Source organism: Sphingomicrobium sp., from assembly GCA_036563485.1.
In the GTDB taxonomy this organism is placed as follows: domain Bacteria; phylum Pseudomonadota; class Alphaproteobacteria; order Sphingomonadales; family Sphingomonadaceae; genus Sphingomicrobium.
Genome location: DATCMI010000001.1, coordinates 1,211,567 through 1,224,713, shown reverse-complemented (window position 1 = coordinate 1,224,713; position 13,147 = coordinate 1,211,567). Strand labels below are relative to the sequence as shown.

Annotated in this window: 13 protein-coding genes; 3 read left to right on the top strand and 10 right to left on the bottom strand. The window is 66.2% G+C overall.

Annotation, left to right across the window (positions count from 1 at the left end; translation table 11 throughout):
* Positions 1-19: 19 nt before the first annotated feature.
* The 4 genes from pstS to lptF all read right to left on the bottom strand — a co-directional run bounded on the left by pstS (position 20) and on the right by lptF (position 4,458).
* On the bottom strand, positions 20-1,066 hold the full coding sequence (pstS, locus tag VIL42_06415) for a phosphate ABC transporter substrate-binding protein PstS (GenBank protein ID HEY8592483.1): 1,047 nt from the start codon (positions 1,064-1,066) through the stop codon (positions 20-22).
* A gap of 76 nt (positions 1,067-1,142) precedes the next feature.
* Complete coding sequence (locus VIL42_06410) at positions 1,143-2,153, bottom strand: ATP-binding protein (protein ID HEY8592482.1); 1,011 nt, start codon at positions 2,151-2,153, stop codon at positions 1,143-1,145.
* A 2-nt stretch (positions 2,154-2,155) separates the two neighbouring features.
* Positions 2,156-3,256, bottom strand: coding sequence for an LPS export ABC transporter permease LptG (gene lptG / locus VIL42_06405; protein ID HEY8592481.1), 1,101 nt, complete (start codon positions 3,254-3,256; stop codon positions 2,156-2,158).
* On the bottom strand, positions 3,256-4,458 hold the full coding sequence (gene lptF / locus VIL42_06400) for an LPS export ABC transporter permease LptF (GenBank protein ID HEY8592480.1): 1,203 nt from the start codon (positions 4,456-4,458) through the stop codon (positions 3,256-3,258). The genes lptG and lptF overlap by 1 nt, the downstream gene beginning before the upstream one ends.
* 173 nt (positions 4,459-4,631) lie before the next feature.
* Between lptF and VIL42_06395 the strand changes: the two genes are divergently transcribed.
* Both VIL42_06395 and VIL42_06390 read left to right on the top strand, forming a co-directional pair.
* Positions 4,632-5,639 carry an acylglycerol kinase family protein gene (locus VIL42_06395; protein ID HEY8592479.1) on the top strand — a complete coding sequence of 336 codons (1,008 nt, stop codon included), beginning with the start codon at positions 4,632-4,634 and terminating at the stop codon, positions 5,637-5,639.
* A gap of 10 nt (positions 5,640-5,649) precedes the next feature.
* A complete protein-coding gene (locus tag VIL42_06390) occupies positions 5,650-6,519 on the top strand; it encodes a hypothetical protein (GenBank protein ID HEY8592478.1) in 870 nt (289 codons plus the stop codon).
* Here the strand turns inward: VIL42_06390 and VIL42_06385 are convergent.
* The 6 genes from VIL42_06385 to VIL42_06360 form a co-directional block, all read right to left on the bottom strand.
* A complete protein-coding gene (locus VIL42_06385; GenBank protein HEY8592477.1) occupies positions 6,476-8,473 on the bottom strand; it encodes an ATP-binding protein in 1,998 nt (665 codons plus the stop codon). The genes VIL42_06390 and VIL42_06385 overlap by 44 nt on opposite strands.
* Before the next feature lie 56 nt (positions 8,474-8,529).
* Positions 8,530-9,732: an aminotransferase class I/II-fold pyridoxal phosphate-dependent enzyme gene (locus VIL42_06380; protein ID HEY8592476.1), complete on the bottom strand. Its 1,203-nt coding sequence runs from the start codon at positions 9,730-9,732 to the stop codon at positions 8,530-8,532.
* A gap of 103 nt (positions 9,733-9,835) precedes the next feature.
* Complete coding sequence (locus VIL42_06375) at positions 9,836-10,078, bottom strand: acyl carrier protein (protein ID HEY8592475.1); 243 nt, start codon at positions 10,076-10,078, stop codon at positions 9,836-9,838.
* Positions 10,079-10,145: 67 nt separating this feature from the next.
* Entirely contained in the window at positions 10,146-11,051 is a 906-nt protein-coding gene (locus VIL42_06370) for an NAD(P)-dependent oxidoreductase (GenBank protein ID HEY8592474.1), read from the bottom strand.
* Positions 11,048-12,091: a GTPase ObgE gene (obgE, locus tag VIL42_06365; GenBank protein ID HEY8592473.1), complete on the bottom strand. Its 1,044-nt coding sequence runs from the start codon at positions 12,089-12,091 to the stop codon at positions 11,048-11,050. The genes VIL42_06370 and obgE overlap by 4 nt, the downstream gene beginning before the upstream one ends.
* Before the next feature lie 134 nt (positions 12,092-12,225).
* Entirely contained in the window at positions 12,226-12,759 is a 534-nt protein-coding gene (locus VIL42_06360; GenBank protein HEY8592472.1) for a retropepsin-like aspartic protease, read from the bottom strand.
* Positions 12,760-12,969: 210 nt separating this feature from the next.
* Between VIL42_06360 and VIL42_06355 the strand changes: the two genes are divergently transcribed.
* The gene (locus tag VIL42_06355; protein HEY8592471.1) at positions 12,970-13,140 is read left to right on the top strand and encodes a hypothetical protein; all 171 of its coding nucleotides are present in this window, start codon (positions 12,970-12,972) and stop codon (positions 13,138-13,140) included.
* Positions 13,141-13,147: the final 7 nt, after the last annotated feature.

Genomic DNA, 13,147 nt, shown 5'->3' with positions numbered 1-13,147 from the left:
TTCGAGGCGGCGGCCGAGTTCACTTCAGCTTTTGAGCGAGATAGCCTTGGATCTGCTTCACGAGCTCGGCCGGAAGCGGGACATAGTCGAGCTTCCTGGCCTGCTCCTGCCCGTTTTCGAGCGCATGCTTGAAGAAGGCGAGGACCGCGTCGGACTTCGCCTTGTCCTTGGGCTGCTTGCGCACCAGCACGAAGGTCGTCGCCGCGATCGGGTAAGCGTTCGCGCCCGGCGCGTTGGTCATCACCAGGTTGAAGTCTTTGGCGTTCTTCCAGTCGGCGGTCGCCGCGGCGGCGGCGAAGCTGTCGGCGCTCGGCGCGATGAAATTGCCGGCCGCATTCTGGACCTGCGCGAAGTTCATGCCGTTCTGCTTTACATAAGCATATTCGACATAGCCGATGGAGTTGGGCAGCTGCTTCACATAGCCGGCGACGCCTTCATTGCCCTTGCCGCCGACGCCGGTCGGGAACTTGACGCTCTTGCCCTCGCCGATCTCCGCCTTCCAGCTGGGGCTGACCTGGCTGAGATAGTGGGTGAAGTTGAAGGTCGTGCCTGAACCGTCGGAGCGGCGGACGACGGCGATCGCCGCGTCTGGTAGGTTCACGCCCGGATTGGCCTTCACGATCGAGGGATCGTTCCACTTCTTGACCTTGCCGGCGAAGATGTCGGCGAGCAGCGGCCCGGTGAGGCGCAGCTTGCCATTGTCGATCCCGCTGATGTTGACGACGGGAACGATGCCGCCGACGACGACGGGGAATTGCGCGAGGTTGCTTGCGGCAAGTTCGGCACTGTCGAGCGGCTGGTCGGTCGCGCCGAATTCGACAGTGCCGGCCTTCACCTGCGAAATGCCGCCGCCCGAGCCGATCGACTGGTAATTGACCGCGGTGCCCGACTGCTTCTGGTAATCGGACGCCCAGGCGGCGAGCACCGGATAAACGAAGGTCGAGCCGGCGCCGGTGATCTGGGCACCGGTCGCGCTGCCGCTGGCATTCTGCTCTTTCGGATCATTTCCGCTGCTGCAGGCGGCGAGCAGCAGGGCAGCGCTCGTCGCGGCAAAAATCTTTCTCACGTCATTCCTCCGTCACCTGTTTGACGGGCGAGCTAGACGTGGTCCGCGTTCGTACCGTGACTCTTCGATTACAAGATTATGACAGCGTCCCCGCGATCGGCAGAAGCACATGGACGCTCGTGCCCTCGCCGACCGTGCTGTCGATCATCAGCCGCCCGCGGTGGCGTTCGACGATATGCTTGACGATCGACAGGCCAAGGCCGGTGCCGCCCAGGGATCGGCTGCGGCTGGTGTCGACGCGGTAGAAGCGTTCCGTCACCCGCTTGATATGCTCGGGTGCAATTCCGTCGCCCTGGTCGGACACGACAAGATGCACGAGCGGACCGTCGCATTCGGCGGTGACGGTCACCGGGGTTCCGGGCTCGCCATAGCGGAGCGCATTGGTGACGAGATTGTCGAGCAGCTGGAGGATCTGGCTGCCGTCGGCGGCGATCGGCGGCAGGTCGGATGCCACCTTGCGGACCAGCTCCGAATTGCGCTCGCTCGCCATCCGCCGCGCGCTTTCGATCGCATGATCGATCAGCGGCACCAGGTCGATGGCGTCGGTCGGCGCGGTGAACTTCTCCGCTTCGATCCGAGAGAGGGAGATCAGGTCTTCGACGACCCGCTGCATCCGGCGCGCCTCGTCGTGGACGACCGAGAGGAAGCGTTCGCGGGTCGCGGTGTCGATCGACTCCGCCTGCTCTCGCAGCGTCTCGGTATAGCCGATGAGGGTCGAGAGCGGCGTCCTCAGTTCGTGGCTCGCATTGGCCACGAAGTCGACCCGCATCTGCTCGGCGGCGCGCGCCTCGCTTCGGTCGAGGAAGCGGATTAGCCGCGTCGAATCGGCAAGCTCGGCCGTGCGCATCAGCCAGTGACGGCGGCTGCCGTCGAGTCCGGTCAGTTCGACGCCTTCGAGTCCGCCGCCGCTGCCGCGCTCCAGCGCTTCGCGCGCGGCCGGGTGCGTGACGACCTTGTCCAACTTGGCGCCGGCGATCCCATCCCCGAGCAGCGCGCGGGCCGGCTCATTGGCGGCGATGACGCGCCCGTCGCGCTCAAGGAGGGCGGCTTCGCTCAGCCCATCGAGCAGGGTTGCATCGTCCGCCATGCTCATTCCTCGGTGCGGATCAGCACCGTTTCGCCGATCAGGAGGAACAGCAGGAAGGGCGCCCAGGCGGCGACCATCGGGGAATAAACGCCGGCATTGCCCATCGCGAGCGCGAAATTGTCGGCGACGAAATAAGCGAAGCCGAGCGCCATGCCCATCACTGCGCGAAGCAGCACATGGCCCGAGCGGGCGAGGCCGAAGGCGGCGATCGCCGCGAGCAGCGGCATCAGCACGGTCGACAGCGGGCCCGACAATTTGTGCGCGAGTCCGGCGCGCGCTTCGTCCGCCGGACGCCCCGCCGCCTCCAACTGCGCGATGCGCTGCTTCAATGTCCAATAATCGAGTTCGCCCGGTTCCACCCTGGCGAGCGTGAACTGGGCGGGCTGAACCCCCGGCAAGGCCTCGAGCCGCGGCAGGCGCCGAACCACGTTCTGGCCGGCATCGTAGATCGTGACCTTCTCGAGCAGCCAGCCGTCGTGGGCCGCGTCGCGCCGCGCGCTCTCGGCAGTGATCGTGCGCTGCAGCACGCTGCCGGTGCGATCGTAGATGCTGACGCCCTGCAGCCGCATGCCCTCTCCCCGGCCGGCCACGATCCCGGCCTGAACGAGGTCGTCGCCGTCGAGCAGCCAGACATTGCTGTTGATGCCGCTGGCGGGCGGCACCGGCTTGTAGTCGTTGTTCGACCAGGCGTTGACGTGACGGGTGCTGTTGACGACCACCCCTTCGTTGAACGCGAACAAGGCGCCGGCGACGAGGACGCTTGCAAGGACGAGCGGCGCCAGGATCTGGTGCGCGGACAGGCCCGCCGCCTTCATCGCCACCACTTCGCTGTTCTGGTTGAGCCCGACGAACGCGATCAGCGTCCCCAGCAGAACGCAGAAGGGCAGGAAGCGCGATACCAGCACGGGGATGCGAAGCGCGACATAGTGCCACAAGTCGGCGTCGCTGTTGCCGGGAACGGCGAGGATCTTGCCGGCTTCGCCGAGCAGGTCGAGCGTCATCAGCACCAGGATCAGCGCGAACAGCACGGCGATGCTGCGCGTCAGGAACAGCCGCACCATGTACAGCGCGAGCCGCCGCGACCGGAACAGGCCGAAGTTGATCATGCTTCCTGCCGCCGTTTGGTAAGTGATCGGAAGAAGGCGCCGATGCGCGAGAAGAAGCGCTCGAGCGCGCCGATCGGCTGCCCGCCAGGCCGATGCGCGAGCACATGATACATCCAGCCGATCATTGCGCTGAAGATCACGAACGGCACCCACAAGGCGATGATCGGATCGACGCGGCCGTTGGCGCCGGCCTGCTGCCCGTATTGGTTCACCTTGTGATAGGCGACGACGATCAGGATGCCGATGAAGATGCCGAGGCCGGACGAGCTTCGCTTCGGCGGTACCGCGAGCGCGAGCGCCAGCAGCGGGAGCATGACCATCATCAGCACCTCGACGATGCGGAAATTGAAGTTCGCCTGCGCTTCGAGCCTCTGGTCGCGGTCCCTGGCGCCGCCGCCATAGCCGATGCGCCACAACTCGTGCAGGTAGAGCTCGTCGGCATCGCTGCCGCCGCGGCCCCGGAACTGGTCGATCATCGGGAGGGTGACGGGCAGATCGTAGCTTTCGAAGGCGAGCGTGCGCGGCGTCGAGAATTTGGGAGAATTCTGGACGAGGCGCCCTTCCGACAGCCGGAACAGGATCTTGTCCGGGTCGTCCGTCGCCAGGAAGCGCCCGTGGAGCGCGGTCGCGGCCACCCGCATCCCCTTATTGTCTTCGGTCGCGACGAAAATGCCGTGGAGCTGCGTTCCCTTGTTCTCGCTCTTGTCGATGCGGAGAGTCAGGCGGCGGCCGAGCTGGTTGAACTCGCCGACCTTGATCGACGCGCCGAGGGCGCCGGATTTCAGGTCGAAGCGCAGGCTTTCGTAGCGATATTCGCTGAACGGCTGGAGGTAGCCGACAATGCCGAGGTTAATGAGCGCGAGCGGGATCGCATAAGCATAAGGCACCCGAAGCAGCCGGCCGTAGCCGGCGCCGATGCCGCGCAGCGCGTCGAGCTCCGACGACAAGGCCAGCTTGCGGAACGCCAGCAGGATGCCGAGCATCAGACCGATCGGGATGCCGAGCGACAGATATTCGGGCAGCAGGTTGGCGAGCATCCGCCAGACGACGCTGACCGGGCCGCCTGCGTCGACCACATATTGGAACAGCCGCAGCATCTTATCGAGGATCAGCAGCATCGCCGCGAGCACGAGCGAGCCGATCAGCGGCACCGCGATGGAGCGCGCAAGATAGCGGTCGATGAGGCCGATACTGGGCAATTTGGTCGTCCGAACACCATCATTTGGCCGCAAAGCAGGGCCAGAGTGCATATCGATGAGGTGCGTCCGGACCCCCCGGCCACCCCGATCGAAGCGAAGCGTATAGCGGACCCGGCGGTGAATACATGTTGAAAGTATCGCCAGTGCTGGAAGCGGAAGGTGGAGGCGGCGCCATGGCCGCAGCCGCGCCTTGCCGTGCCGCGCGCGGCGACCGCACCCGCATCGCCTTGCTGTCGAACCCCAAATCTACCGGCAATCTCGCGCAATTGCCCGCCATCCGCGCTTATTGCGATTCGCACCCCGACATCTTCCACTACGAGGTCGAGCAGGCGAGCCAGATCGGCGACGCAATGCGGATCATCGCCCGCGTGCGCCCCAAGGTGCTGGTCATCAACGGCGGCGACGGCACCGTCCAGGCGGCGCTGACCGAGCTTCACAATGGCGGCCACTTCGGCGCTTCGCCGCCGCCCGTGGCGGTGCTTCCGAGCGGCAAGACCAACCTGATCGCGCTGGACCTCGGCGCGCGCGGCGACCCGATCCAGACGCTCGAGCGGCTGATCGAGTTGGCCCGCAGCGAGCACCTTGAGCGCTACACCGTCGCTCGCGAGCTGATCGCCTTGCGGCGCTCGGCCTCCGACAAGCCGGTGATCGGCATGTTTCTGGGCGGTGCGGGCCTGGCCGACACGATGCTCTACTGCCGCGAGAAGATCTATCCGCTCGGCCTTCCGAACGGCATCGCCCACGCGATCACCGCCGTCGCCGCCGCGGCCAAGCAGCTGTTCGGGATCAAGGCCAGCTTCCTACCGCCCGATTCGAGCCCGCTGAACGTCTCGCTGTCGCAGCAGGCGACCCTGACCGGGCGCTTTTCCGTCCTCGCGATCACCACGCTCGAACGGCTGCTGCTGTCGACCGACATGGGCGCACACCGGGAAGGCATGCTGAAGCTGCTGGCGATCGAAGCCCGGCCCAAGTCGCTGCTTCGGGCGATCGGCGCGCGCATCCTCGGCAAGCTCGGCCGTTCCGAGCTGGAAGGCGTGCACATCAAGGAAGCGGACGAGATCACGATTGAAGGCGAAAGCTCCGAACTGATCCTCGACGGCGAAAGCTTCCGCGCCGAACTCGGCCGCCCGATCCGCCTGCGGACCGCCGAGCCGCTGTCGTTCGTCAAGCTGGCGGCTTAACCCCGACAACATGGCCGACCTGCGCGCCCTCGTCGCCGAGGAGCTTAGCCGGCCTGTGGACCCGCGCGTGACCGCGATGGCGGCGGCGATCGCGGCGAAGCATGGCGCCGCCAGTCGGGCGGTGCTGTTCTACGGATCGTGCCTGCGCCAGCAGCAGCTCGAGGGGCTGATGCTGGATTTCTACCTGATCGTTTCCGACTATCGCGCCGCTTATGCAAAAGGCTGGCTCGCGGCCGCCAACCGCCTGATCCCGCCGAACGTCTTCTATTTCGAGCATCAGGGCCTGCGCGCCAAATATGCGGTGCTGAGCGAAGCGGACTTCGCACATGAATGTTCGCCGCTAGCCTGGACCGTGTCCACCGCCGCTCGGTTCGCGCAGCCATCCCGGCTGGTGTGGACCGCGGGCCACCAGGCGCGGGTGCAAGTGACGGACATTGTCGCGACCGCAGCGCCGACGCTGCTCGGCTGGACGCTATCGGTTGCGCCGCAGGAATCCGGGCTGGACCTTTGGAAACGGGCTTTCCGGCAGACATTTGCCGCCGAGCTGCGCGCCGAGCGGGAGGATCGTTCGGCGCTGATCGTCGATGCCGATCCTGAACGCTACGAGCGGTTCGCGCAGGCCGCCGGCTTGCTGATGAACCATCTCGGCCGGGACGGCCCCGCCTGGTGGCGGGCCAAGCAGCGCAAGGGCAAGCTCTACTCGATCCCGCGGCTCGCAAAGGCGAGCCTGACTTTCGCGGGGGGCGCCGATTACATCGCGTGGAAGATCAACCGCCACGCCGGCACCGACATCCAGCTCAAACCCTGGCAGCAGCGGCATCCGCTGCTCGCCGCGGTTACGCTCCTGCCGAAGCTGCTGAGGTCGGGCGCGATTCGCTAGTGTGGCGCGAAAGCGCGGTCGCAACCGCGCTGGCCAGCGCACCGACGGTGAACGGCTTCCTCAGCATTTCGTGACCGCGCAGGTCGTCGCTTTCGCCTTCGCCGACATATCCGGTCACGAACAGCACGGCGAAGTCGCGCGGCGAGGTCTGCTTCAAGTGCCGGATCAGCTCCGGACCGGTCATTTCCGGCATGATCACGTCGCTGATCACTAGGTCGAACTCCTGGGCGGCGAATAGCTCGATGGCTTCGGCGCCGCTGCCGCAGGCGACCGGTTCGTAATCCAAATCCTCGAGCGCCCCAACGGTGGCGGTGCGGACCCTGGGATCGTCTTCGACCAGCAGGATGCGGGCGCCGGCGACGTGCGGATCGCGGTCCTCGCGGCGCTGGACGGCGGGATGGACCCGCACTTCGGCAGCCGCCTGCGCGGTGCGTGGCAAATAGATGGAGACGGTCGTGCCTCGGCCGACTTCGCTTTCGATCCCGACCTCTCCGCCCGACTGGTGCGCAAAGCCGAAGATCTGGCTGAGGCCCAGGCCCGTGCCCTTGCCGACGGGCTTGGTGGTGAAGAAGGGCTCGAACGCGCGCTCGAGCACGTCCGGCGGCATGCCGCAGCCGGTGTCCGTGACGCTGATCTTCACATAATCGCCGGCCTGAACGTCGCCGACCTGGTTGGCGGCGAGCGTCACATTCTCGCTCGAAATCCGCATCAGCCCCTCGCCGTTCATCGCGTCGCGGGCGTTGACGGCCAGGTTGACGATCGCATTCTCCAGCTGGTGCGGATCGACGTAGATCGGCCAGGCGTCGCGCTCCAGGTCGACTTCGATGCGGATCCGCTCCCCGAGCGTGCGGTCGAGAAGGTCCGACATGCCCGCGATCAGCCCGGCCGAGTCGACCCGTTCGGGCAGCAGCGGCTCCGAGCGCGCGAAGGACAGCAGCCGCCGGGTCAGCGCCGCGGCGCGGGTCGCCCCTTCCATCGCATTGTTGAGGTGGATCATAACCTCGCGGCGCGGACCGTTGAGCCGGCGCAGCGCGAGGTCGATGCCGCCGACGACCACCGCCAGCATATTGTTGAAGTCGTGGGCGATGCCGCCGGTCAGCTGGCCGACGGCCTCCATCTTCTGAACCTGGCGCAGCTGGGCTTCCGCCGCCTCGCGCTCCATCGCCTCGGCACGAAGCGCCTGGTTGGCTTCCCAAAGCTCCTGCGTGCGGTCGCGCACCGCCAGCTCGAGCATTTCGGCGCGCTCGGCCTCATCCTGCGCGAGCTTGCGCGCCGACGCGTTCTGGCGGAGCGCCTGGACCGCGACGACGCCGAGGAAAACCGCGCCCAAGCCGACGATGATGCCCAGCCAGCTGAGATAATCGGTGAGCTTGTCCGCCTCCGCCGAGAAGACCTGGCTCTGCTCCTGCCGCGCCCGAAGCGCCTCGCGCTCGGCGCGGATGATCTCCTCGAGCTTGTTGTCGAGCCGGGTGCCCGAGCCGGTTGCAGCGGCCGAGTAGAAATAGCCGATCCCGGCGTCCCCCTGCTTGGCGAGCGCCGCCCGCGCCGCCAGCGCGAGTTCCTCGCCGCGGATCCGGTACAGGCGCTTCAGCTCGCCCACGCGCGTGCGCTGCTGCGGGTTGTTCTTGATCAGCTGGTCGAGCCGGTCGATCTGCGAGCCCGCGAGGCGCCAGTCGCTGGCATAGATATTGCCGCTGGTCTTCACATCCTCGTCGAGGACGAAGCGGGCGAGCGCCGCTTCCGACTGGGCGACGCTGGAACTGACGTTGCGGACGATCAGCGCCACGTCATAGGCGCGGCGCTCGGCATCGAGCGCCCGCTGGCGGTCGTCATTGGCGAATTTGACCAGGAACACCATGACGACGAGGACCAAAGCGGCAGCCAGGCCCGCCGCCGCTGCACCGCCGCGACGCCAGTCGAACCGGATCTCGTCCTCGTCCCCGTCCCCTAACATGTTGCCAATCTACGCCCGTTAACCATTTCGGGGAAGCGGGTGCTTGGCGGAGTTTTTCAGCTGATACAGCCGGTGGCACGCCCTGCCGCAGCGAACATGCCCAGGATCTCCTCGACCTGCTCCTTGGTGTGCAGCGCGCATAGCGAGCAGCGCAGCAGGGTCATGTTGGCGGGCGTGGCCGGCGGCCGGGCAAGATTGACGTACAGCCCTTCGTTGAGCAGCGCTTCCCACATGGCGGCCCCGGTCTCGAGGTCGGGCATGATGACCGCGACGATCGCCGACTGAGCTTCCTCGGTGCCGAGCTTGAAGCCGAGCTCGCGGAGGCCGGCATGGAGCCGCTTGGAGCTTACCCAAAGATGCGCGCGCTTGTCGGCGCTGTGCATCAGCTTGCGGATCGACGTCGCCGCCGTGGCGACCACCGAAGGCGGCAAGGACGCGGTGAAGACATACGGGCGGCAGACCAGCCGAAGTATTTCGAACTTCGGGTGATTGGATACGCAAAAGCCGCCGACGGTGCCGACCGACTTCGAAAAGGTGCCGATGATGAAATCCACATCGTCGATCACGCCCTGGGCCTCGGCCACGCCGCGGCCATGCTCGCCGATGAAACCCATGGAATGGGCCTCGTCGACGAGGACCATCGCGCCATTTTCCTTGCAGACGCGCACCATATCGGTGAGCGGCGCGACGTCACCGAGCATCGAATAGACGCCTTCGAGCACGACCAGCTTGCCGGCCTCGGGCGGCAAGCGCTTCAGGCGCTTCTCCAGCGCCTCGATATCGTTGTGGCGGAAGGGTACGATCTGGGCGTTGCCGAGCGCGCAGCCGTCGTAGATTGACGCATGGCTGTCGATGTCGAGGATGATGTAGTCATCCTTGCCCGCAAGCGTCGAAATGATGCCGAGGTTCGCCTGGTAGCCGGTCGAAAAGACCATGGCGTGGTCCATGGCGTAGAAGTCTTTCAGCGCCTGCTCGACCGCCTTGTGGCCGACATAGGTGCCGTTGAGGACGCGGCTTCCCGTCGTCCCCGACCCGAAATCCTCGAGCGCCTGCTTGCCCGCGGCGATCACGTCCGGGTCGAACGTCATCCCCATATAATTATAGGTGCCGAGAAGGATCGTGCGCTTGCCGTTGCAGATGGCGACGGTCGGGCTTTCAACCCGCTCCATCACCAGGTTGAACGGGTCGGTGACGCCGCTTTTCAGCAGCCCTTCCCGCATCTCGATCAGCGGGTCGAACTTGGCGAAGAGGTCGTTCAACGCGCGCACCCGTTCGGGCTGAGCTTGTCGAAGCCCTGTCCTGCACCTTCGCCAGAAAAGAAAATCAGCCCTTCGACAGGCTCAGGGCGAACGGCGCGGAAGGTCATTGCGTCAGCTTCTGGAGCGCGTCGATGAGCTGGCCGACGGTCTCGATCTCCGCCTGCATGTTCATGCTGATGATGACGTCGAATTCGTCTTCGACATTGGCGACGAAGTCCAGCACGGTCAGGCTGTCCCATTCGAGGTCCTGGGCGAAGCGGGTGCCGTCGCTGATCTCGACCCCCTTCTTGTTGAAGGGTTCGATGAGTTCGAGGGTCTTGGCCCTGATCTGGTCGCGGTCTGCCATGGCGGTTCGTTAGTCTCCGTACCCGCCCTTCGCAACGATATGGGGCCGCAATGCGGCGCGAGCGCGGCTAGAGCCACTCCTTTGAGCGATACCAGTCGGCGGTTTGCTTCAGCCCCTCATGCGTTTCGATCTCGGGCTTCCACAGTTCCGGCGGGGCGGCGCGCTTCGGCTCGATCACCCAGTTGCGGTGCGAGAAATAAGCCGCGCGGTCGGCGGTCAGCTTGGCTTTTTCGCCCCTCACCAGCTGATCGACGCGTGCGGCTGCGCGCAGCAGGATGCCCGGCGAGGAGATCACCGCGGCATTCTTGCCCACCGCCGCGGCCAGCGCCTTGGCAAATTCTCGATGGCTCCAGCCGCTCGGCCGCCCATCGTCGGCCTCGATAAGGATGTTGGCCGGGGCGTTCGGGCCCGCGGCGGCGATCAGCAGCCGGGCGAGGTCGTCGGCATGGATTACGGAAATACGGCCCTTGGGCGGCATCAGCATGAGCCCCAGCTTGGCCATTCGGAACAGCTCAAGCGTCTCCTTGTCGCCAGGCCCGTAGACGGCGGGCGGGCGGACGATGGTCCAGTCGAGGCCCGAGCTGTGGACCAGCTCCTCCGCCCTCGCCTTCGAGCCGCCGTAGAGCGACAGCTTCGGCTCGCGCGCCGCTAGCGACGAGACGTGGACGAAGCGGCGGACTCCGCCCGCAGTCGCCGCGGCAAGCATCGCCAGCGTGCCTTCGACATTGCCCTTGTCGAAGCCGGCGGCGTTCGGCGCGTTGATCGTGCCCGCGACGTGGATGACCGCGTCGGCGCCCTCCACTAGGGCATGAAGTGCGTTGCGGCTTTCGAGATCGCCGCGGATCCATTGCACCTGCGCCCGCTCCGGCTGCTCGCGGCGTGTCAGCGCCTGCACCTCGTGACCGGCGGCGGTGGCGACGTCGAGCAGGTGGGAGCCGACGAAGCCGGTCGCGCCGGTGACGGCGAGCTTCATAGCGGCGACCACGGCCTTTCAGCGGGCGCATCGCCTTGCGGCTCGCCGGCAGGCGTCCCAAGGCGTTCGATCAGCGCGTCGAGCAGCGGCTCCATGCCTTCGTCAATTGGCGCGGAAATGGGGAAAATCGGCGAGCCACTCTCGGCGCGCAATGCAGCGATAAGCTCCTCGCGCTGCTCTTGGTCGAGAAGGTCGGCCTTGGTGATGGCGATCAGCTCGTCCTTCTCCGTAAGCCCGGCGCCATAAGCGCCGAGTTCGTCGCGGACGATCCGCCAGGCCTCCAGCGGGTCATCGCCCGCGCCGTCGATCAAGTGGAGGAGCACGCGGGTGCGCTCCACATGGCCCAGGAAGCGGTCGCCGATCCCTGCCCCGTCCGCCGCGCCTTCGATCAGCCCGGGGATGTCGGCAAGCACGAACTCGCGCCCCTTGTGGCGAACGACACCAAGCTGCGGGCGCAGCGTCGTGAACGGATAGTCGCCGACCTTCGCCGAGGCGTTGGTGACCGAATTGAGGAAGGTCGACTTGCCGGCATTCGGCAGGCCCAGCAGGCCTACGTCGGCAAGCAGCTTCAGCCGCAGCCACACCCACATTTCCTCACCCTCGATCCCGGTCTGGTGCTGGCGAGGTGCGCGGTTGGTCGAGGTCTTGTAGCTGGCGTTGCCGCGGCCGCCCATGCCGCCCTGGAGGAAGGTCAGGCGCTGCCCGACCTCGGTAAGATCGGCCAGCAGGGTCCGATCCTCGTCGTCGGCAAGGATCTGGGTGCCGACCGGAACCTTGATAACGAGGTCGTCGCCGCCCGCTCCCGTGCGGTTCGAGCCGGAACCGCCCTTGCCGCGCGGCGCCCGGAAATGCTGGGTGTAGCGGAAGTCGATCAACGTATTGAGGCCCGGCACCGCTTCGAAGACGATGTCGCCGCCCTTGCCGCCGTCCCCACCGTCCGGCCCGCCGAACTCGATGAACTTCTCGCGGCGGAAGCTGACCGCGCCCGGGCCGCCGGCGCCGGAGCGGATGAAGATTTTGGCCTGGTCGAGGAAATGCATTGGCGGCGGGTTACGCGATGCGGCGGATGAGGGGAAGCTAACGCCCTAAGCGGCCGGCAGGTCCTGCGGATGGTGCGGTACCAGGACCAGGGTCCGCCCCTCGACCCGCCAGCTTTCGAGCTTGGACAGGAAATTCATCCCGAGAACGTCCATTTCGCCGAGGCCCGGCGCGGTGACGATCCGCAGGTTGCGGGCGACAATGTTGCCGACGCGAAGCTCGTCGTGGCGCCGGTACGCGCCGGCGCGGCCCCGTTCGCGGTGCGCAGGATCACCGGCGGAATGCCCGCCTTGGCGTCCACGCGCGCCGCGGTCGCCGTCTCCGGCGACAGCGCCGTGACCGTCGCGCCGCTATCGATCAGCATCCGCCGCGGAACCCCGTTAATCGTCGCAGTCACCCAGAAGTGGCCGTCCGACGCCATCTTCACCTTCAGTTCCTTGCCGGACACCATCTGGTCGTCGAGGCCGAGCTTTCCGGTCCAGCGCGCCAGCCCCGGCTGGTATGGTGCCTGCTGGAGCAGGATGAAGATCAGGAAGGCGAGCAGGCCGGCCGAAATGGCGAAGCGGATGAAGCGCCCGACATAAGGGATCCGCTGAAGAAGCATGATGAGGACCGCCGCCGCGACGGCATAGAGCGCCAGCTGCTGCCAATGGGGGAAGCTTGTTTCCATGCCCTCGAATACTCGTGATCGCGCAAGCGAACGTGCAGGCCGGATGTGGCGTTCCTGCGCCGTTCGGCAAGTGGCCCTCAGCACACACTTGGCCCACGCGAGAGCGCAGGCCACCGATGCAAGGCCGAAACTATAGGCACTGCAGGCGCTTAGGCGCGTTTCCTAATCCAAGTCAGCGTGAATGACGCCAGTGAACCGAAAGCGTGTGCCATGTCCGAACGAATTGTCGCTATCGGCCTCCTCACGCGCCGTGACCTGAAGTTGCTCGGTCCGACGTTCGACCGAATCTGGCCGGTGGAGGATGCCCCGCATTTCAACGAGCTTCTTCGAGCGATCGACGAAGCCGACAAGAGGCTGGAAGGCGAAACCCGGCCGAACTGACCGCGGA